We start from the raw sequence: 20,585 nt of genomic DNA on the forward strand, positions 1-20,585 counted from the left end.
GCCAGCCCAATGTTTTCAAAGCTTCCCGGGAATTCAGAAATCCAACTGCATCGACAAGAAAATTACCAAACCGTTTTCATCTTGCCGCCATCTACCGTCAATGACGAACCGGTAATATAACTGGCTGCTTCTGACAACAAAAACGTCGCGGCATTGGCAAATTCTTCCGGTCTGCCGTAACGTCCCCACGGCAATGTTGCTTCCACTTGAGCCTTACGCGCTTCACGGGTGATCCCCTGTTTATCGGCCACGGCCTGATCCATCCCTTGCACCCGTTGGGTATCAATCAACCCTGGAATGATGTTGTTAACCCGGATCTTATCTCCAGCCAGCTGTTGGGAAAGACTTTTCACCAAAGAGGTAACCCCAGAGCGCATGACATTAGACAAAATCAACACATCAATAGGCTCTTTCACGGAAGAGGAAGTCAGTGTCAGAATAGAGCCACCACCGGCCTGCTTCATACTTGGCAGCACTGCCCGTATCAACCGGACAGCACTCATCAGAGTCAATTCAAATGCTGCCTGCCAGTCATTGTCATCAAAACTTTCAAACTGACCGGTGGGTGGCCCACCGGCGTTAACCAGCAATCCATTCACCGGCCCGAGATCAACGATGGTATCTGCCACCCAGCGCTCAATACTACTGCCGTCACGGGCATCAAACTGATAGGCCTGGACCTTCGCTCCGGATTCTGCTCGGATGGTTTCAGCCGCAGCCTCAATGGCAGCCTTGTCACGACTGGCCATGGACACTCTGGCACCTTCCAATGCACATTGCCGGGCAATGGCATATCCCATCCCCTGACTCGCTGCCGCCACCATGATGACCTTGTCTTTCAGTTGCAGATCCATAAGATTCTCCTGTTTAGTCACCCGCCCCTTAGGGTCTGAGTGGACCGATATTTTTCTTAAAAACTTTAGAGTTGCGCTGATAGTTGTACAGAGACTTTCTCTTCATCGGCAACCCATCCACGTCAATCTGTTGAAATCCCCGTTCAAGAAACCAGTGCGCTGTATGTGTCGTCAACACGAACAGGCTGCTCAGGCCCAGCGCATGGGCCCGCTCAGTAATGGCCCGCATGAGCCGGTCACCACGATGTTCATGACGATACCCTTCATGCACCGCCACACAGGCCAGTTCACCGGTTTTTTCCTCATCCTCCAAAAACGGATAAAGAGCAGCACAACCGATGATCATGCCATCGCGCTCGTTGACCATGAAATGATTGATTTCCTGTTCCAGCAGCTCTCGTGAACGTCGCACCAGAACGCCCTTAATCTCCAGGGGTAGCAGCAGTTCGAGGATACCGGCCACATCATTAATCGTTGCCGGGCGGATGCTATCGTAGGCCTCCTGGGTAACCAGGGTACCGATACCATCGCGGGTATACAGTTCGTTGAGAATGCTGCCATCGTTATCGAACGGCAACAGGTGACAGCGTCCTACACCGGCTCGACAAGCAGTGACCATGGCCTCCAATTCGGCATATCCAGGTATTTCTGGAGTATGTTGATCCAATATTCGCTGGCACTGACTGGGAAACAGCTCGGTAATCGTTTCGGCTTCTTTCAAGACCAGTGAACAGTCACCGACAATTACCAGCTTGTCTGCTTTGAGTGCAACTGCCGTTTGTACCGCAACATCATGAACAGACACATTAAACAACTCGCCGGTGGGCGAATACCCCAGATGCGACATCAGGACAATGAAATTGTTGTCGAGCAATTGCCGTATCGAAGAGGCATCCACTTTACGCACCACACCCGTATGTTGCATGTCGACACCATCAATCACCCCCACCGGTCTGGCCAGAACAAAATTACCACTGACACACCGGACTTTGGCGTTGTGCATGGGTGAGTTCACCATCCCAAGACTGAACTGAGCCTCCAGCTGTGAGCGCAATTGCCCATGTACATCCAGAATGGTTTCCATGATTTCAGGACTGGTCACCCGCATATGGCTGTGCATAACGCTGGTGATATTTTTTTCCTGCAATCGTCGGTTTATCTGACTTCGGGCACCATAGACCAGGACTACCCGCATCCCAAGACTGTTCAGCAACGCCAGATCAGGAACCAGAGAGCGGGCAGCAGGTTGATCCAATCCTTCACCAGAGATCCCGACAACCAGTGTCTTGGTCCGGTGGGCATGAATATAAGGAGCCGTAGAACGGAAGAAATCAACGAAATTCACGATGGGAATATGTTCCTTTCAAGTGGTGGCAGGAAAGTCTAATCATAACGTATCTGCAGGTTTTATTGATTGTTCAAATTTATTGATAGAATTATATGAAAAGCTTCAATTTTTTTACCAGTATCCATTCAGTACTATTGCCGTCATCTTAAACAAATGAACAGATAAGGCAAAAAACAATGGAAAAATTCTGGAGCTATGTCGAAGTCCTGGGACGGGTTTTATTGATCTCAATTTTTGTGATGTCCGGATTGCAAAAACTGGGCGATATTCAAGGAAATATGGCCTATGTCACCAGTGGCGGCCTACCCGGTTTCATGTTGTTCCCAGCGATAGCAATTGAACTGTTTGCCTCTTTGGCTGTTTTGTTGGGCTGGAAAACCCGTATCGCCGCTTTGTTCCTGGCATTATTCTGCCTGGTGTCCGGCCTGTTGTTTCACGGTAACACGTTTCCGGATAATGCAATGGCCACGCTATTGGATCAGATCCACCTAATGAAAAATATTGCTCTGACTGGTGCCTTTCTGTTTCTGGCGGGTCGTGGAGCTGGTCCTATCAGCCTGGATAGCCGCAACAAAGCTTGATTATCCTGACGAAAACCAAAAAGAGCTGCCTTGGCAGCTCTTTTTTATTACAACATGTTTTATCACAACACTTTGGAAAAGCGATTCTTATTTGCCGGACTCTGCTGCAGATATGCATCAAATACCATACAAATAGGCCGTAACAACAAACGCCCGGCGCTGGTTACCTTAATGGCATGATTATCGACAGTCACCAGGCCGTCATCAGCCAGAAACGCCAGTCGACGAATCTCATTGGCAAAATACGCCCTTGAATCAATATCAAACTGTTCATCAAGCGCGTCAAACTTCAACCGACCATTGCAGCTAAGCTCCTGAATAACCCGCTGTCGAATCAGATCATCGTCATTGAGCTGATAACCTTTAAAGCTGGCCAGGTTTCCATTGGAAATAACCTGCTCGTACTGCCCAAGATCACGATAATTCTGCACGAAGGTCTGGTTGATATAACTGATACTGGAAACGCCAAGCCCCAGCATATCCATATTGCCGTAGGTCGAGTAACCTTGAAAATTACGCTGCAGAGTTCCTTCATTAAGCGCATCAACCAAGTCATCTCCCGGTTTGGCAAAGTGATCCATGCCAATATAAACGTAACCGGCCTGCTGCAATGCATTGATACAACTATCAAGAATATTTAGCTTTTCTTCCGGTGAGGGCAGTTCACTTTCGTTAATCCGTCGTTGTGGTAAAAAACGCTCTGGCAAATGAGCGTAGTTATACACAGCAATCCGGTCCGGATTCAGGGCGATAACCTGCTCAATGGTGCGATCAAAGCTCTCCCTGGTCTGTTTTGGTAAACCGTAAATCAGGTCGAAACTAACACTGAAAAACCCATTTTGCCGGGCAATGTGCATCATTTCCGACACCATGTCATAACTTTGCAACCGGTTGATGGCTACCTGTGTGTCCGGATTAAAATCCTGCACCCCGAGACTGATACGATTAAATCCAAGCTCCCGTAACAGAACCAGCTGATCCCTCGAGGTCACTCTGGGGTCTATTTCGATGGAATATTCGCCCAGGTCATCAGCCAACAGCGAAAAGTTCTTTTTAATAAGCAGGAACAACCGCTTGATCTGATCTATCGATAAAAAAGTCGGCGTTCCTCCCCCCCAATGCAGCTGACGTACCGGACGTTCCGCAAAATAAGGCGCCATCATTTGCATCTCTTTTTCCAGAATATCGATATAAGCGTCGGCTCGGGCCGGGTCCTTGGTTGCTATTTTATTACAACCACAATAAAAGCAGATATGACGACAAAACGGCACATGCACGTACAAACTCATCGATTGATGAGTGTTTTTATGTTCCTGGGCAATCTCCAGCGTCCGAGTGGGATCAAAATCCTCAAACTGCACCGCTGTCGGATAAGATGTGTATCTGGGGCCTGAAATGTTGTATTTCAAAATGACTTCGCGATCCCAGATTTTAGGTTCATTAATTACGGTCATAGGACTCCTCCAATATCAGGCTAGGCTAAGTTTTAATCCCGCCAGCGTCATTGACAAAGGTCACCCAATCCCGGAAAAGCAATAAGTATTTTATGGTTTTTGATCAAATACATATTCTGTTTGATTTGCATCAAGCGTGAATGAGTTAGCACTAAACAGCAAAGATTTTACCGGTATACTTCACTGCAACACCGACCTAACCCGCTATAGGAAGGTGTCTCCATTGTTCTCCTCCTCCAGCACACGGATGTGTTGTTACGATGGTGAGGCCAGGGCTTTATAGCTTTGGCCTTTTTTTTGCCCCGTCGTTTTCCCATGAAACTTTTTTCCCTCTGACTGGTCTTATATAAAAGCTATAAGTACCTATTTAGTAAGGTTTTTTTACACCCCAATAGGGTCTATAGTAATTGCCGGATTTAAAGAAACACTCCGAGCCGCAGCGTTCTAACCGCCAGACGCATGAACCTCCGGCCTCAGCATTGTGCTGACAGGGTAAACAGGGAAACCGGTTTGCCTCCCTTGTATTTTGGAAAGGTGTGTCTATGTTACAGGATTCATTTGGGCGTCGTTTTTATTACCTGCGCCTGTCTATTACTGATGTTTGCAATTTTCGCTGCAACTATTGCCTTCCGGATGGTTATAAAAAGGATGGCCAGCGTTCATTTCTCACCCGTCCGGAAATTGTTAACCTGGTATCGGGATTTGCCTCTGCCGGCACTCAGAAAGTTCGAATTACCGGCGGTGAACCGGCCCTGCGTAAAGACCTGATCGATATCATTGGTGACATCAAAAGCATCCCAGGCATCCAGACCGTTGCCATGACCACTAATGGCTATCGATTAGGAAGTCTGTTGCAAGGTCTTGATCACGCAGGGCTTGATCAATTGAATGTCAGTATCGACAGTCTTGATCCTCAGGTCTTTCAAACCATCACCGGGCATGACCGGCTCAACGAGATTCTTGTCGCGCTGCAACAAGCACAAAGGACGGGTATTAAACATATCAAAGTCAATGCAGTGTTAATGCGCGATCTGAATGACCGTGAACTGGATACATTTTTGGGATGGATTAAGGACCAGGATCTGACTTTGCGCTTTATTGAAGTCATGCAAACCGGAGACAACACCGAATTCTTCGAAAAACGACACCTTTCCGGAGCTGACCTGCAAGTGAAATTACTTGAGCAGGGCTGGCAGACAATCATTCGTAACCAGGATGCAGGCCCGGCAGTGGAATATTGGCATCCAGATTATCAGGGCCGTATCGGTCTGATCATGCCATACAGCCAGGACTTCTGTAGCAACTGCAACCGCTTGAGAGTCAGCGCCGAAGGTAAAGTACATTTGTGCCTTTTTGGTGACCATGGATACGATATCCGCCATCTGATTCAACAGCCAGAACAGCGCTCACAGCTGACAGATTTCTTAGCCGAGGCACTTAAGGACAAGAAAGTCAGCCACTTCCTGCAACAGGGCAACTCCGGCATCACGCGCGACCTTTCCATGATCGGAGGCTGACATGCTGGGTGTTATTCTTGCCGGAGGCCGTTCCTCACGTATGGGAAAGGATAAATCCCGACTGATGATCAATGGTCAGACCTTGTTACAACGCCAGCAAAGCATCCTTGGACAGTTGGGGCTGGAAGTTATTGTCAGTGGCCCAGACGGGGTTCACGACGAGTTTACTGACTACCCCGGGCCATTGGCCGGAATATACTCTGTCATCCGGCAACGACCGGCTCCCAGCTGGTTGTTTGTGCCGGTTGACCTGCCCCTGATGCAACCCGAAACGCTTGCCAGACTGATGAACCATTCTTCAGAGGCAGGCTGTTGTTATGATTACCATCCTTTGCCATTACTGCTGAAGTCTTCCGTCCAGCTGATACCGGAATTATATAAACGGCTGCAGACATCCGGAGAAGATTTGAGTGTCCGGGCATTCAATCGCAGCATGGGTGTTGAACAGCTGGCCCTGAATGCTGATGACGAAATATGTTTAAGCAACGCCAATGATCCACAACAATGGCAAACCTTATTAAGACAGTTATAGGAAATATTCACCATGGCTCATTTATCACAAGCTGACTTCGTTCCCCTGAATATTGCAGTACTGACCGTATCCGATACCCGTACAGAAGCAAACGATACTTCCGGACAATACCTGGCAGAGCAAGTGAAAGCGGAAGGCCATCTGCTGGCCGACAAGCAAATCGTCAAAGACGACGTTTATCAACTACGCGCCATCGTTTCCCAATGGATCGCTTCGAGTGAAGTACAGGTTATTTTAATTACCGGAGGCACTGGATTTACCGGTCGCGATTCCACCCCGGAAGCACTCACACCGTTATTTGACAAACAGGTTGAAGGATTCGGAGAGTTATTCCGGCAACTGTCTTATGACGAAATAGGGACTTCGACCATACAAAGTCGCGCTCTGGCAGGTTTTGCCAATGGCACAGTCATCTTCTGCATGCCGGGCTCCACCGGGGCCTGCAAAACCGGCTGGAACGGCATCATCAAAGAACAACTGGATGCACGTTGCAAACCCTGCAATTTTGTTGCCCATCTGAAAATGGCACCCACATGCGAGAGTCGGGGCTAATGGAAAAGCAATTCAGCCATATCGATCATCACGGCTCCGCCAACATGGTGGATGTTACCGACAAACATAGCAGTCAACGGTTGGCACAGGCAGAAGCATTTATTTATATGTCTGCCGATACCCTGACCATGATAGAACAGGGTAACCACCACAAAGGGGATGTTTTTGCCGTTGCCCGCATTGCTGGCATACAAGCAGCAAAAAAAACCCCTGAGCTGATTCCGCTATGCCACCCGCTGATGCTAACCAAAATTGCTGTGGACTTTGAGCTGCAACCACAGCTTGGCCGCGTTCGCATTACATCGCTTTGTAAACTGGCCGGTCAGACCGGCGTCGAGATGGAAGCATTGACCGCCGCTTCGGTTGCAGCACTAACGCTGTTTGACATGTGCAAAGCCGTCGATCCGGCCATGACCATCAGTGGTTTAAGGGTATTGGAAAAACAGGGTGGTAAAACCGGACACTGGCTCCATCCGGAGGAAACATGAAAATACTGTTTTTTGCCCGCCTGCGGGACAGTATCGGTTGTGCAGAGACATCACTGGAAGTACCTCAGCCTACCCAGGTTCATAAGGTCATCAAACAACTGCTTAATGATCACCCGGACTGGCAGGATGCATTCGATAAACCAGTACTGGTGGCCATTAATCAGACCATGGCAGAAATGGATAGCAAGGTCAGCAACGAAGATGAACTGGCATTTTTTCCACCGGTCACGGGAGGGTAGTGCACATGACTGATCTGGTATTAATACAGGAAAATGATTTTTCAGTGGATGAACACTACCAAGCCATGGTCGCTCAAAACAACAGCGCGGGTGCAGTGGTGTTTTTTGTCGGCCGGGTTCGCGATTTTAACGAACAACAGCATGTTACCGGCCTGTACCTTGAACATTATCCCGGCATGACTGAAAAAATTCTGCATGAGATTATTCTGACTGCACGCCAGCGCTGGTCCGCTGAAGAGATACGGATTGTTCATCGCGTTGGAGCGTTGCAGGTCAGCGATCAGATCGTGTTTGTAGGCGTCAGCAGTGCTCACCGTCAGGATGCGTTTCAGACCTGTGAGTACCTAATGGATTTTTTAAAAACCAAAGCTCCTTTCTGGAAAAAAGAAACGGGCACTCAAGGTGAACAATGGCTGGATGCCAAGGACAGTGACGAGCAGGCAGCCCAAAGATGGTGACCGACAAAGATCATTACGTTGCCACAAACACAAGCACCTAAAACCCCTCCGATCCCGTTCCCCCAAGCGCTCATATATAAACAAGTGCGTGATTGCCCGGCAGTATTATTTGCCGGGCGAACAAACACTTAAGGGTACTTCAATACAACTCCACTCCCGTCATATCCGGTAAGCGGTGAGCAATTCCTTTGTGACAGTCGATACAGGTTTTTTCTCCCGATGCCAGTGCAGTTGAGTGCCGCTCCGCAGCGCGTTCACTTTGACGGGTAAAATCCATGGAATCAAAGTTATGACAGTTACGACACTCTAGGGAATCATTGGCCTTGAGACGGGCCCATTCATGTTCAGCGAGTTCTCGCCGTTTATGTTCAAATTTTTCCTGAGTATTAATGGTGCCAAATATTTTTCCCCAGACTTCTTTTGAAGCCGCCATTTTTCGGGCCATTTTATTCGTCCAGTTATGGGGCACATGACAATCGGAACAAATCGCCCGAACCCCGGATCGATTACTGTAGTGAATGGTCGTCTGCAACTCCTGATAAACATTGTCACGCATTTCATGGCAACTGGTACAGAATTCTTCCGTGTTAGTAAATTCCATGGCGGTATTGAATCCTCCCCAGAAAATAATACCAGCGATAAAACCACCCACTACCAAAAACCCTAGAGAAAAGTGCACACTGGGCTGACGTAGGATCAGCCAACCGCGCCGAATCATTTGCATCATGCCCTACTCCTCACCTTTAACCAGGGTATCCATGTCGACAAAGGTGTTCTCGATCAAAGACTTGGTCTCCTGCTGGGTAATATGGCATTGGGTGCAAAAGAATCTTCGCGGCGATACATCAGCCAAAAACTGCCCATCCCGGTTCATGTAATGAGTGATACTGACCATTGGTGCCTGCGCTTCATCGGCTTTCTTGCGGGAGTGACAGGCCAGGCAGCGATTGAAATTCAGATCCACCTGATAACCGGTAATATCATGAGGAATGGTTGGTGCCTGTTGAGGATAAGCGCGCTCACGTTTTAAATCGCTGTTTTCCACAGCCTTCATTTTCGGCGGTTCACCCTCTGCATCCAATGGTGTATCACCACGCAGGTTAGCCAACTGATTATCGGCAAGTAAAAATACCGAAACGAATGCCACCATTAACACGATCAATCTTTTCATTTCGGTATCTCCTATGCTTTATAGACTCTGACGGCACACTTCTTATAATCCGTCTGTTTGGAAATGGGATCGATAGCATCGAGAGTAACTTTATTTATCAGCTGACTGGCATCGAACCATGGGACAAATACGAGCCCTCTTGGCGGTTTGTTGCGACCACGGGTTTCCACTCTGCTCAGAATATAACCACGGCGGCTTTCCACTTTAACTTCATCGCCACGACGCAGTCCCTTTGCTTTGGCATCTTCTGGATGCATGAATACCACGGCATCCGGGAATGCCTTATAAAGCTCAGGTACCCGCTGAGTCATGGATCCGGAATGCCAGTGCTCCAATACCCGGCCGGTAGACAACCACATGTCGAACTCTTCATCAGGCGATTCCGCTGGTGGCTCGTAAGGCAACGCGAAAATCACCGCTTTTCCGTCTGGCTTGCCATAAAACTGCCAGCCAGTACCCGGCTGCACATACGGATCAGAGCCTTCTTTAAAGCGCCATAAAGTTTCTTTGCCATTCACATACGGCCAACGCAGTCCACGCGCTTTGTGATATTCCTCAAACGGTGCCAAGTCGTGACCCTTGCCCCGACCAAATGATGCATACTCCTCAAATAAACCTTTCTGAACATAAAACCCGAAGTCTTTGGATTCATGGTTTCCATACTCTGGGCTGATTTCACTCAGTGGAAAATGATCGACTTTGCCATTGGCAAATAACACATCAAACAGATTTTTGCCTTGATATTCAGGATTCTCATCCAGTATCGCCTTTGGCCATACTTCATCCGTTGTGAAACGTTTGGAAAACTGCATCACCTGCCATAGATCCGATTTAGACTCTCCCGGCGCATCTGTCAGCTGATACCAGAACTGAGTACGACGTTCAGCATTACCATAAGCGCCTTCTTTCTCGATCCACATAGCCGTCGGCAATATCAAATCAGCCGCTTCAGCAGTGACTGTTGGATAAGCATCTGACACCACAATGAAGTTTTCCGGATTACGATACCCCGGATAAGTTTCTTCATTCATATTGGCCGCTGCCTGAAGGTTGTTATTCACCTGAATCCAGTAAGCATTGATTTCACCATCTTTAAGCTTACGATTCTGTAAAACGGCATGGGCTCCCACTTTCGGGTTTAACAACCCTTTTGGCAGTTTCCATTTTTCTTCGGCAATTGCCCGATGCTGATCATTATTGACCACCATATCCGCCGGCAGTCGATGCGCAAATGTACCCACCTCACGGGCGGTGCCACATGCAGATGGTTGTCCGGTTAATGAAAATGGACTATTACCCGGCTCAGAGATTTTTCCTGTCAAAAGGTGAATGTTATACAATAGATTATTAACCCAAACACCGCGGGTATGCTGGTTCACACCCATGGTCCAGAGCGACATGATCTTAACCTCAGGGTCAGCATACAGCTTAGCGAGCTGTTCTATTGTCCGTGCTGGAACGCCAGACATTTCTTCGGCATATTCAAAGGTATAGGGTTTAACAAACTCAGCGAAAGTATTGAAGTCAATGGCTTCGGAGGCGCCGGCTTTAGCGGCATTTTTTGCTTTTTGCTCTAGCGGATGAGTCGGTCGCAATCCATAACCAATATCCGCCATACCCTTACGAAAGTTAACATGCTTGGCAACAAAGTCCTGATTCACCGCATTATTCTGGATAATGTAATTGGCAATGGCATTCAACAAGACGATGTCTGTTTGCGGAGTAAATACTGCGGGAATATCAGCCAGATCGAAACTACGATGTTTGTAAGTGGACAGAACCGCAACCTTCACATGCGGATGACTCAAACGCCGGTCGGTAATACGAGTCCACAAAATTGGATGCATCTCGGCCATATTTGAGCCCCAGAGAACAAATGCATCGGCATTTTCAAAATCATCATAGCAGCCCATGGGTTCATCGATACCAAATGTGCGCATAAAACCCGCAACCGCTGACGCCATACAATGGCGGGCATTCGGTTCGATATTATTTGACCGAAATCCGGCTTTCATTAATTTGACAGCCGCATAACCTTCCCAGACAGTCCACTGACCGGAACCAAAGAAACCAACACCATCCGGCCCCTTGGCCTTCAAAGTCGCTTTCCATTTCTCTGCCATGATATCGAAGGCTTCATCCCAACTGACAGGAGTGAACTGGCCATTTTTATCGTATACGCCATTGGTTTTCCGTAACAATGGCTGTGTCAGGCGATCTTTACCATATAAAATTTTAGCCAGAAAATATCCTTTAACACAGTTGAGCCCTTTATTAACCGGTGCAGCTTCGTCTCCATGGGTAGCCACCACTTTGCCGTTCTTCGTCGCCACACTGACACTACACCCAGTACCGCAAAACCGGCAAGGCGCTTTGGACCATTTCAATTCACTGTCCTGACTGGAGGCAATCAGATTATTGGCTCCGGCAGGTACGGACAAACCTGCGACAGCAGCTGCAGTAGCAGCAGCCTGTGCTTTGACAACCTGTCTACGTGTTAATTTCATTTGAATTCTCCAAAATCTGAAAATGCGCCTGACTGCACTTGCTCAAAATAGGTTTCCAATTCCTGATCAACATCGGCCTGTTGATCAAATTCTTCCTGGCTGCCGGTCTGGTGATAGACCAACGCCACGTTTATGACCTCGGGGATCTCTCTGATCCGGTCGACGTTATCCATCAGCTCTTTCAGAGTCTTTGCACAACACACCACCACTATTTTTCCTTCCCGGGTGCTGTGAAAGATTTCAGTATCCCGGATGCACTGAATCTGCTGTCTGCACAAACTCATCTGTTCAGGCCGGCAGTGCACCACCAGGCTGGCTATTTGTTCTTCATGGATTGCTGATTTCATGTTTGGATTCCTATGGCTGATACCGGACATGCCGATACACATAAGCCGCAACCGCTACAACGGATTGGGTCGATATGCGGTCTGGCTACGGCGGAGGTTAAGTCAAATACAATCGCCTGCTCGCTGCAGTCATCGAGACAACTGTTACAGAATACCTGTTGCATTGTCAGACAGTGATTATGGATGGTGAAATGATGTTCCCAGGGCTTGGTAACCAGATCGGGAGATATGGCCTGGGTCGGACAAGACCGTGCACAGGCACCACAAAAGTCGCAACCTGACTGGTCAAATTTCAGCTCAGGAAAACCACCATCTCCTGAATAAATCAGTTGTTCTGGACATTCGTTTACACATGCACCACACCGACTGCAGTGATCAGTAAACAGTGCTTCCGGCAGAGACCATGGAGGCCTGACAGGTTTCTTTTGCGACCGGCCATGTATGAGCCATGATCGCCTGGCCAGATCAACAGACATTTTGCACCCTATACGCCCGGAGGTCCCATGAGCAATTGCAGCATCCACACTACAAACCCATAGCCACCAATAATTGCTATGCTCAGTATCGGGGCCAGGAATACAGTCAAAAAGATAAATAACTTCAGCTCATCGCCTTTACTCGGCTGCTGCTCTGACATATCTCTTGCTCCATATTTTCGCTTTGTTGTTATGAATTTATTCTAGTCAAGCGGATATGGAATGGACGTACCCCTGGCGAGGTACGGGAGTTGTCACAGGTCAATGTGGGAGGAATTTAGCAGGGTCTGGTGGATGATCAGCACCAGAATTCAGACAAACCAACCATTGCGGGAAGGAACACAGTGGTGAAATACGGAATAGTCTTGCTATTGGCAGCAACCATATAGACGGAAGGTCACATGATACTGGCAAACGTTATTTTTGCCCGACGTTCTTTGTTGGAAAACACTGCAGAAATTGTTGGGCTTTGAATCAGTGTTTGACCGCATCGCCATGGCAACATTATTAATCCAGGTCTTGACGGGCATTCATCTGACTGATCATTTATGGCCAGACTACAGACAATGGCATCCACCCAAACTGACACGGTTGCTGATAACTGCCTTACTGGCTCTGGATGCCAGGTTTCAGGTGATGATAAATAATCAGAAGACAGCCTGGGAAATATGACCAGGCATATCAGGAGCAGCACCCAATTTACACCTGTATTTGGGCTTTCTAAGGGTGCTTCCTGACTGTTACCAGCATAGGAAAATTATTTCCCGAGAAACTCATCGACCGCTGCCAATGCCTGCGTTCCATAGATAATGGCCGGTCCACCCCCCATCAACACCGCAACATTGATCATCTCTACCAATTCCTCACGATTGGCACCAGCCACCACTGCTGCTTTGATATGAGAAGCAATGCAGCCATCACAGCGTATGGCAATGGCTATCGCAGACGCCATCATTTCTTTATATTTTTTAGGTACAACCCCTTCTGCCATGGCAGCTTTATGCAACCCTAAAAATGCATTCATAGTGTCGGGACTGGCTTTTCGATAAGCAGATCCCAGAAGGTGTTGGTCCTGATTAATTTCCGTGTAGTTCTTGGTCATATTTGTCTCGCTTAAGACTGAATGGAAGATTGTTATTCCGGCTGGCATATCGCTCTGTTTCGAATCGCCAATAATGTTTTATAAAGCAACCATACAATGATGATATTCAGGGCAACAAACAGAAGTATGGCAACTGAATATGTAAAAACTCCCGGCATAATGTGCGCCATTTTCACACAGGCAACAGTTGCTGCTGCCAATGGAAAGCTGTAAGCCCAGGATGAAATAAAAAACGGTAACTGGAAAAACCGCCAGGCATTAATAAACAACAATAAGGCGAAAAATATCGTGACGTTGAACAGTATCCGGACAAAGTTATCCAGCTCGTGATTCAACGCCAGATAGGCAACCACTCCTACGGCCGGCGGTGCCATTAGTATGAACAGGGTTGGAGTCAGACGGGCGGGCAATGCTTCCAGAAAAAACAGCCGTTGCATTACAATCGTCAGCAATACCAGCCAGAAAAGCAGACCGACACTGAAGAAAAACCAACTGATCTCATGATAACCGAGTGGTACTCCCGCAATCGGCACAACCATATTGCCCACGACGGGAATAAACCAACTTGGATTCACATGACCATGAGTATAATGAGGCTGATAAATCCAATGACTCAGCACAAACAGCGTCAGAGGTAACTGAATTGCCAAAGCGGCTATCCACAGCGCTCTGGCAATAAAGACATGCTCCATCCAGGCAATGGCAAACAATAACATCGCAATGGACATGGTCGGAAAAAAGTTCAGTTTGACCGGATGGTTAATTTCCTCCCGAACTGCCGCTGGGTATTTCATCCATTTCAACAGATAGAGACATAGAACAACAGCAAACACGACTGCCGCCAGCCAGGAAAGATATCGCCAGCTTTCCAGCTTCGGTAACCACATTGCAGTCACTGCTTTCCAGGCAACCGCAAAACCAGCCAGCCCCATCGCTATCGCAAACATGGAAACAGGAAAGTTTAACAACCGTGACTGCGGAATGGTTTCCTCTTTTGAAGCCGTATGAGTACTCATGTAAGACTCCTGTGCACATGGATGTTTTTAAATTAGAATACACTAATATTCAAAAAAGAACATCTGCTATCGAATATCTGTCTAGATTTTGTGGTGAGGAAATAGTTAACCTGCCAGCCATAATCAGAATAGGCCGTATTCCCGGTTTTGAGGCAAGAAATTTGCTGATTAACGCAAAAGTGGAATTGGGGGACAAAAAAGCCCTGATAACCATACAGCTTCAGGGCTTGAAAACGCTTTAGAACAGAAAGAGGTAGCTGATCGCACCAGATACATAGCCCAGCAGCGCCAGCGGACTAATATTTTTCAGATACCAGAAAAAGTTGATTTTCTCCATTCCCATAGCAGCAACACCCGCAGCAGACCCAATAATCAGGCAGCTACCACCAGTCCCGGCTGCAAATGCCAGAAACTCCCAGATATGGGCATTGGTTGGATAAGTGGCCATGTCATACATGCCCATTGAGGCTGCGACCAGGGGAACGTTATCGATGACGGATGACAATAGCCCGATCAGAAACACAATGGCATCGATATTACCAACGGATTGATCCAGCCCGTGCGCCAGCATATCCAGCAAACCTACCGCTTCCAATGCCCCTACAGCCAACAGAATACCCAGGAAGAACAATACACTGGGGGTATCAATCTGACGCAGAATTCTGGTAATACGCAGCGCCGGATCAGGTTTGGTGGGGCTGGTTTGAGCCAGAATTTCACTGATAATCCATAGCACCGACATACTGAGCAGCATCCCCATAAAGGGTGGTAGATGCGTGACGGACTTGAAAACCGGTACGAACAGCAGTCCACCAATACCAACCAGGAAAAAGATATTACGATGACCACTGGTAATATTGGTATGATCAGAACCAACAGCCTGATCCGGGGCATGAATGATCCGCCCCTTCAGACGCCAGCTCAAATACAACAACGGAATGATCAGACAAATCAGTGACGGAGCCAGCAACCCTTTAATAATCGCTCCGGTTGTGATCTGACCTCCAATCCAGAGCATGGTTGTCGTGACGTCACCGATAGGAGACCAGGCCCCACCGGCATTTGCCGCTACCACGATAATGCCGGCAAAAAACAGTCGCTCCTCATGCTCCTTTATCAGTTTGCGAATTAGGGAAATCATGACAATTGTAGTGGTCAGGTTATCAAGAGCTGCAGACAGGAAAAATGCAATCAGGCCAATAATCCACAACAAGGTAACCATATTTGATGCCTGAATGCGATCAGTGATAATCGCAAATCCGCCATGAGCATCCACGAACTCTACAATTGTCATAGCACCCAGGAGGAAAAACAGAATACTGGCAATTTCTCCCAAAGCACCCAGCAATTCATGTTCACCCACCCAACTGCTGATCAGTTGAGCATCGGTTTTCTCGACGTACTGCTCTTCCAAAAACCAGTGTGGCAGATCTGCGACCGATACCAGGGAATGGGAGAACATAATGTACAACGTCCAGCAGATGATGGCCGTCAGGATCGCCGAGGCGGTCTTGTCTATTTTGATATTATGTTCCAGTACGATGGCGGTATAACCCAGCGTAAAAACAACACTAATCAGTATCAGTGAGAATGACATAGGTACCTCATTTAAGTTTTTGTTCGAATTCTTTAGCGAAGTATTGAGTCACCGAATGGCATTCATGGGAGGCAACAACTTTGCTCTTTTCACGCTAAACAGACCCGGCTAGTGGCACTCTTTCCAACTGTGTATTCAATCAATAAAAGTCAAACTGCATCGGTAGGCCGGATCTATGGTGATTTTGGGTCCGCCATCCTGAAACATCTCCAGGTATGATGCATATACGACTTTCGTAGGGAGCACAGGCTACCTGCTAAATCGTGGTACCTACCAACAGAGCCCGATGCCAGTGCCTGGGCCTCCATAGTAGAGAATGATGGATGGTGGATTCAAAAGTAATTAACAACAACTTGATACGGATCAACCGCTCAGCACCGTACCCGGCCATAAAAGTTTCATGCCCCAGGGTTGAAAAAAAAACCTGAGATCATAAATAAGGGTATACCAGTGATGGGTCTTGAAAAGAGCGTCGCTGGCAAATTGATCTTGCTTAATTAAAGAGGATACAAACATGACAACTATTGATCTATCTCCGCTATATCGCAGCAGTATTGGTTTTGACCGCCTGGCTAACTTACTCGACAGTGCCATGAGAGGTGAGCAGTCTTCACCAGGATACCCTCCCTATGACATCGAAGTGGTCGATGATAACCGCTATGCAATTACCATCGCGGTTGCGGGGTTCGAGGAAGACGAACTGAATATTCAGGTTGAGAAAAACCTACTGACTGTCAGTGCCAGGAAAGCTGACAAAGAGCAGAAAAAGTACTTGTATCGCGGAATCGCCAATCGTTCCTTCGAAAGAAAGTTCAATCTGGCCGATTATGTTGAAGTAGTCGATGCAAAACTGACTAACGGGCTTTTGAAAATCAATCTGGTTCGTGAAATTCCTGAGGCAATGAAGCCGAGAACCATCACGATCAATGGTAACAATGGGCAAACTCTGGAATTCCGGAAAGAAGCCTGATCGACCCTAAAGGCCATGGAGCATCGCTCCATGGCCTGCTGATCATCCCACCTGTTATCTAGCTGCTCTCAGAGCCTTCAACGCTACGGCTTCACCCAGCCGGTAGCTGGCGATACCTTCAACAATACCCTGCGCCTTTAACTGCTTGTCATAGGCCTGCCAAAATAAATGTTGAAAGCGCCAGCGCGGCTTATTTGCCTGCCAACGGCTATAGCAATCGAGATCCTGATTGACCTCTTTACCCAACAATATCCGATACTCTTCAGGAGCGCCAATGCTGTGCCACCATTGCAACCATCCGGCATAAACGATCCAGGGATCCTCCGCCTGCCACAAAGCCATATATGCGATCAGGTCAGCATCCTGCTCAAAGGCATATCCAGCCCAATGAGCAAATTCATGGGCTTTCGTGAATGGCTGCACCATCACAAAAATACTGTTGCTGATCGTTGCCTCACCCGTAATCGGAGTGAACATGCCGGCAATGGATAAGCGTGTATACACCGGGCTCCACAAAGAGGTTTTGACCGCTATATCCGGAGCCTCGGGTAAACCTTTATTGCCAAGCCACTGATTGACGACAGTTTCCGGCTGAAAAGCGACGAGACTGTAAGACAATTTATCTTTACAGGTATCACTGATCTCCGCTGGTCGTGCAGCACGGCTTTGTTGAATGGCAAATATCCAGTCGACAGGAGAAAGTTTCGTTGAGTCCAGTTCAGATACATATTGGTGGTATAAGGAGGGTTTATGATAGTTCAGCCCCCAACTAACCATAAACAATAAAGTCAGTACACCTGCCCATAACAATACCTCCAGTACCGCTCGAAATGGCCAGAACCACCATACATACCTGAAACCCAACCAGATCAGGCGGACCAAAAACAACAACGCGGTAGTCGGCCAGAGAAAATCAGCAAGCAACCAGCGACTGTTTGGGTGAAGTTCACCCCACACATATTGCCAGAATGGATAAACACGACGGCTATAGGTATCCATAAACCATGCTGGTAAGTACGCCGGTAAATACAAAAGACAGATAAGACATATACCCAGGCATACAACCGTTAACAATACCCCCAGAGAGGCTCTAAATGGATTCTGCACCATAAATCTTCTTTCCTGATTCCAGTGGGGGGGGCAATGCCTTCGCATTATCACCGAGCGATTAAAATGCCCGGAATATTATCAGGTTTAAAAATAACGATTGGTGATTAGCTTGGCAATTGATGACCACGAATCAACGATGACTCAGAGATCATAAATCAATTGATCCACTTTAGATGCTGGTAACGGGTGATAAAACCAATATCCCTGAAACTGATCACACCCCAGATCTTCAAGTACTTCGACATGATGCTCGGATTCAATACCTTCAGCAGTTACCTGTAACTTAAGTCTGTGCGCCAGCAGAATTATGGTACTCAAGATCTGAATAGCTTTTTCCTTATCGGAAGATAAAGCACTGACAAAAGAACGGTCAATTTTCAACTTATTGAACTGAAACATCCAGAGATAATTCAAACTACTAAAGCCTGTACCAAAGTCGTCAACAGAAAATCGGATTCCCAATGACTGCAAGACATAAATCTGCTCTTTCACATGATCACTGTTATCGATCATAACCGACTCTGTCACTTCAAACTCAATACGTTCAGGGGAAATCGACGAAGTAGCCAGCGCATCACGCACGTAATCCACTAAATGGCCGGTTTGAAACTGAACAACAGAAAGGTTGATTGCTACAAATATACTCTCTGGCCAGGACACCGCCTTGAGCAACACTTCTTTGATCACCCACTTACCGATACTATCAATCAGTCCAATCGATTCTGCCATAGGAATAAATTCAGCAGGCGAAATCAGGTTGCCATGATCATCTTTTAGCCGCAGTAGCGCCTCAACACCAGTTAACGAGCGCTGCCGAGCATCCAGCACCGGCTGATAATAAATTTCGAACCGCCCTTGTTCCTGCCCGGTCCGCAACAACCTCTCAATCATCCTGCGACGAAGCAATTGGTCTTCGATATCATGATGATAAATACAATAACTTTCACCCACCGACACCCCAGCACTAAACAGCGCCAGTTCTGCACGCTGGATATTGATGTCCACTCCCTGTGCTTCTTCATGACAATTACAGGCCCCTACATTGATATTTATGGAAATCGACCGGCCATTAATATGATATGGCATTTGAATCCGGTGGATTAAATCGACAATAACTTCCTGGAGTACACGATGATCATCTAGCGGTATCGCGATATGAAATTTATCAGCACCGAAACGAGCGACAATGGACTCTGAGTCAAGGTACTCAGTCAGGCGATTGATGACCCGGGTCAGGAGTATGTCACCGGTCTGCTGCCCATATTCTTTATTAACATATTTAAAGTTCCGAATATCCATCAACACGATGCTGTAGAAACGGCCTTCAGACAGAAGGCTTTTCTCCCGCCAGGCATATTCCCCGAAGAAACCTTCACGATTATATGCTCCGGTTAAAGGATCATGATAACTTAAATAGGATAATTTCTTGTGGGAGTCCCGAGCCTGCTGGCTTCTCCAATAAAAAGCCAGCGCAGGTACCAGAAACGCAAATGTTAATATCAGAGAAATGTAGATAGATACATCGGTAATAGCCTGACGATAAATTGAACCGGTTTCGGACTGATCGAGATAGACTTCGACTCCTCCCAGAGTTTTGCCGTTTTCTGATATCAGTGGAAAAAAAACCTCTACGTATAATTTTGGATAGCCATTATCGGGTTGTCCATGATTCAGCTGCGCATAAGCCTCTTGAGACCTGATAGCCCGGTACGCTTCCTGACTGTGTTCCTGGAGAGTGACTGTATTTTCAATATCAGACAATACCTGGTTACCACTTTCATCAAAAACCCGGAAACCAATAATATTCCCTCTTCCCTGAAGCTGATGAATAAAGTCCAATTTTGCGTCACTCAGCTCTTTACTTACTAATATTGACTCGATTTTTGGAAAAGCGGTGGAAACATATTCAACCCAGCTTGTTATCCGAACAATGGCATCCTGAGCAATAGCTTTTTCCACTGCACGGGCATTCAGCCAAAATACACCAAACGCCAGACATATCATCAGCAATACAGTGACCAGTACCATAAAAACAGAAGACGGAAGTCGATACATCGCTGAATATTTATCTCCCGAAAAATATCGTTTTAAAAGCGCTCTTTGTCACTCTTCAATTCACGAAGTTATACAGAGCAGGTACACCAAGTCACAAATGTAACAATATGTTATTTTTAGAACCATTACAAAGCTCGCCGCTTCAGTTAGGGTGCTACATTCCACTTTTTATGTAGCACCTGAATCCACCCAATACCGACACAATGAATTG

At 47.2% G+C, this 20,585-nt stretch carries 24 protein-coding genes and 1 riboswitch; of the genes, 10 read left to right on the plus strand and 14 right to left on the minus strand.

Annotated elements, in window-relative coordinates; genetic code table 11:
• Positions 1 to 62: 62 nt before the first annotated feature.
• The gene (locus ACQY6I_RS16180; protein WP_428242537.1) at positions 63 to 854 is read right to left on the minus strand and encodes an SDR family oxidoreductase; all 792 of its coding nucleotides are present in this window, start codon (positions 852 to 854) and stop codon (positions 63 to 65) included.
• Positions 855 to 882: 28 nt separating this feature from the next.
• Positions 883 to 2,199, minus strand: a complete 1,317-nt coding sequence (gene argA / locus ACQY6I_RS16185; RefSeq protein ID WP_428242538.1) for an amino-acid N-acetyltransferase — start codon at positions 2,197 to 2,199, stop codon at positions 883 to 885.
• Positions 2,200 to 2,378: 179 nt separating this feature from the next.
• On the opposite strand from argA, the gene ACQY6I_RS16190 reads away from it, so the two are divergent.
• Positions 2,379 to 2,783, plus strand: a complete 405-nt coding sequence (locus ACQY6I_RS16190) for a DoxX family protein (RefSeq protein WP_428242539.1) — start codon at positions 2,379 to 2,381, stop codon at positions 2,781 to 2,783.
• Between the two features lie 62 nt (positions 2,784 to 2,845).
• Here ACQY6I_RS16190 and hemN read toward each other — a convergent pair whose 3' ends face one another.
• A complete protein-coding gene (gene hemN / locus ACQY6I_RS16195; protein WP_428242540.1) occupies positions 2,846 to 4,237 on the minus strand; it encodes an oxygen-independent coproporphyrinogen III oxidase in 1,392 nt (463 codons plus the stop codon).
• Positions 4,238 to 4,652: 415 nt separating this feature from the next.
• Positions 4,653 to 4,790, plus strand: a riboswitch (molybdenum cofactor riboswitch).
• On the opposite strand from hemN, the gene moaA reads away from it, so the two are divergent.
• The 6 genes from moaA to moaE all read left to right on the plus strand — a co-directional run bounded on the left by moaA (position 4,780) and on the right by moaE (position 8,023).
• Positions 4,780 to 5,754, plus strand: coding sequence for a GTP 3',8-cyclase MoaA (gene moaA / locus ACQY6I_RS16200; RefSeq protein WP_428242541.1), 975 nt, complete (start codon positions 4,780 to 4,782; stop codon positions 5,752 to 5,754). Its footprint overlaps the riboswitch before it by 11 nt.
• A gap of 1 nt (position 5,755) precedes the next feature.
• Positions 5,756 to 6,286 (plus strand): molybdenum cofactor guanylyltransferase, encoded by a 531-nt coding sequence (gene mobA / locus ACQY6I_RS16205; RefSeq protein ID WP_428242542.1) that lies wholly within the window; start codon positions 5,756 to 5,758, stop codon positions 6,284 to 6,286.
• A gap of 12 nt (positions 6,287 to 6,298) precedes the next feature.
• Complete coding sequence (gene moaB, locus ACQY6I_RS16210; protein ID WP_428242543.1) at positions 6,299 to 6,838, plus strand: molybdenum cofactor biosynthesis protein B; 540 nt, start codon at positions 6,299 to 6,301, stop codon at positions 6,836 to 6,838.
• Complete coding sequence (gene moaC, locus ACQY6I_RS16215) at positions 6,838 to 7,326, plus strand: cyclic pyranopterin monophosphate synthase MoaC (RefSeq protein ID WP_428242544.1); 489 nt, start codon at positions 6,838 to 6,840, stop codon at positions 7,324 to 7,326. Before moaB ends, moaC begins: the two co-directional genes overlap by 1 nt.
• Positions 7,323 to 7,565, plus strand: coding sequence for a molybdopterin converting factor subunit 1 (gene moaD / locus ACQY6I_RS16220; RefSeq protein WP_428242545.1), 243 nt, complete (start codon positions 7,323 to 7,325; stop codon positions 7,563 to 7,565). The genes moaC and moaD overlap by 4 nt, the downstream gene beginning before the upstream one ends.
• A 5-nt stretch (positions 7,566 to 7,570) precedes the next feature.
• The gene (moaE, locus tag ACQY6I_RS16225) at positions 7,571 to 8,023 is read left to right on the plus strand and encodes a molybdopterin synthase catalytic subunit MoaE (RefSeq protein ID WP_428242546.1); all 453 of its coding nucleotides are present in this window, start codon (positions 7,571 to 7,573) and stop codon (positions 8,021 to 8,023) included.
• A gap of 139 nt (positions 8,024 to 8,162) precedes the next feature.
• On the opposite strand, the gene ACQY6I_RS16230 is transcribed toward moaE, so the two are convergent.
• The 6 genes from ACQY6I_RS16230 to napE are packed head-to-tail and all read right to left on the minus strand — an operon-like array spanning position 8,163 to position 12,685.
• On the minus strand, positions 8,163 to 8,750 hold the full coding sequence (locus ACQY6I_RS16230; protein ID WP_428242547.1) for a cytochrome c3 family protein: 588 nt from the start codon (positions 8,748 to 8,750) through the stop codon (positions 8,163 to 8,165).
• 3 nt (positions 8,751 to 8,753) lie between these two features.
• Positions 8,754 to 9,194 (minus strand): nitrate reductase cytochrome c-type subunit, encoded by a 441-nt coding sequence (locus tag ACQY6I_RS16235; protein WP_428242548.1) that lies wholly within the window; start codon positions 9,192 to 9,194, stop codon positions 8,754 to 8,756.
• An 11-nt stretch (positions 9,195 to 9,205) separates the two neighbouring features.
• The gene (napA, locus tag ACQY6I_RS16240; RefSeq protein WP_428242549.1) at positions 9,206 to 11,701 is read right to left on the minus strand and encodes a nitrate reductase catalytic subunit NapA; all 2,496 of its coding nucleotides are present in this window, start codon (positions 11,699 to 11,701) and stop codon (positions 9,206 to 9,208) included.
• Positions 11,698 to 12,048 carry a chaperone NapD gene (locus tag ACQY6I_RS16245; protein WP_428242550.1) on the minus strand — a complete coding sequence of 117 codons (351 nt, stop codon included), beginning with the start codon at positions 12,046 to 12,048 and terminating at the stop codon, positions 11,698 to 11,700. The genes napA and ACQY6I_RS16245 overlap by 4 nt, the downstream gene beginning before the upstream one ends.
• Positions 12,045 to 12,524: a ferredoxin-type protein NapF gene (gene napF, locus ACQY6I_RS16250; RefSeq protein WP_428242551.1), complete on the minus strand. Its 480-nt coding sequence runs from the start codon at positions 12,522 to 12,524 to the stop codon at positions 12,045 to 12,047. Before napF ends, ACQY6I_RS16245 begins: the two co-directional genes overlap by 4 nt.
• 8 nt (positions 12,525 to 12,532) lie before the next feature.
• Positions 12,533 to 12,685, minus strand: coding sequence for a periplasmic nitrate reductase, NapE protein (gene napE / locus ACQY6I_RS16255; protein WP_428242552.1), 153 nt, complete (start codon positions 12,683 to 12,685; stop codon positions 12,533 to 12,535).
• Positions 12,686 to 12,986: 301 nt separating this feature from the next.
• Between napE and ACQY6I_RS16260 the strand changes: the two genes are divergently transcribed.
• Positions 12,987 to 13,196, plus strand: a complete 210-nt coding sequence (locus ACQY6I_RS16260; protein WP_428242553.1) for a hypothetical protein — start codon at positions 12,987 to 12,989, stop codon at positions 13,194 to 13,196.
• Positions 13,197 to 13,281: 85 nt separating this feature from the next.
• On the opposite strand, the gene ACQY6I_RS16265 is transcribed toward ACQY6I_RS16260, so the two are convergent.
• Positions 13,282 to 13,626 (minus strand): carboxymuconolactone decarboxylase family protein, encoded by a 345-nt coding sequence (locus ACQY6I_RS16265; RefSeq protein ID WP_428242554.1) that lies wholly within the window; start codon positions 13,624 to 13,626, stop codon positions 13,282 to 13,284.
• Positions 13,627 to 13,658: 32 nt separating this feature from the next.
• The gene (locus tag ACQY6I_RS16270; protein ID WP_428242555.1) at positions 13,659 to 14,642 is read right to left on the minus strand and encodes an SLAC1 anion channel family protein; all 984 of its coding nucleotides are present in this window, start codon (positions 14,640 to 14,642) and stop codon (positions 13,659 to 13,661) included.
• Positions 14,643 to 14,659: 17 nt separating this feature from the next.
• Here ACQY6I_RS16270 and ACQY6I_RS16275 point away from each other — a divergent pair, with 17 nt between their 5' ends.
• Entirely contained in the window at positions 14,660 to 14,884 is a 225-nt protein-coding gene (locus tag ACQY6I_RS16275) for a hypothetical protein (protein ID WP_428242556.1), read from the plus strand.
• On the opposite strand, the gene nhaD is transcribed toward ACQY6I_RS16275, so the two are convergent.
• Positions 14,881 to 16,239, minus strand: a complete 1,359-nt coding sequence (nhaD, locus tag ACQY6I_RS16280) for a sodium:proton antiporter NhaD (RefSeq protein WP_428242557.1) — start codon at positions 16,237 to 16,239, stop codon at positions 14,881 to 14,883. The two genes, ACQY6I_RS16275 and nhaD, sit on opposite strands and share 4 nt — an antisense overlap.
• Positions 16,240 to 16,753: 514 nt before the next feature.
• Between nhaD and ACQY6I_RS16285 the strand changes: the two genes are divergently transcribed.
• On the plus strand, positions 16,754 to 17,209 hold the full coding sequence (locus ACQY6I_RS16285; RefSeq protein WP_428242558.1) for an Hsp20 family protein: 456 nt from the start codon (positions 16,754 to 16,756) through the stop codon (positions 17,207 to 17,209).
• A gap of 54 nt (positions 17,210 to 17,263) precedes the next feature.
• Here ACQY6I_RS16285 and ACQY6I_RS16290 read toward each other — a convergent pair whose 3' ends face one another.
• Positions 17,264 to 18,319 carry a DUF3810 family protein gene (locus tag ACQY6I_RS16290; protein WP_428242559.1) on the minus strand — a complete coding sequence of 352 codons (1,056 nt, stop codon included), beginning with the start codon at positions 18,317 to 18,319 and terminating at the stop codon, positions 17,264 to 17,266.
• 141 nt (positions 18,320 to 18,460) lie between these two features.
• Positions 18,461 to 20,374: a putative bifunctional diguanylate cyclase/phosphodiesterase gene (locus ACQY6I_RS16295; RefSeq protein WP_428242560.1), complete on the minus strand. Its 1,914-nt coding sequence runs from the start codon at positions 20,372 to 20,374 to the stop codon at positions 18,461 to 18,463.
• Between the last annotated feature and the right edge of the window lie 211 nt (positions 20,375 to 20,585).

It is taken from the genome of Gynuella sp. (genome assembly GCF_050297175.1).
Taxonomy (GTDB): domain Bacteria; phylum Pseudomonadota; class Gammaproteobacteria; order Pseudomonadales; family Natronospirillaceae; genus Gynuella.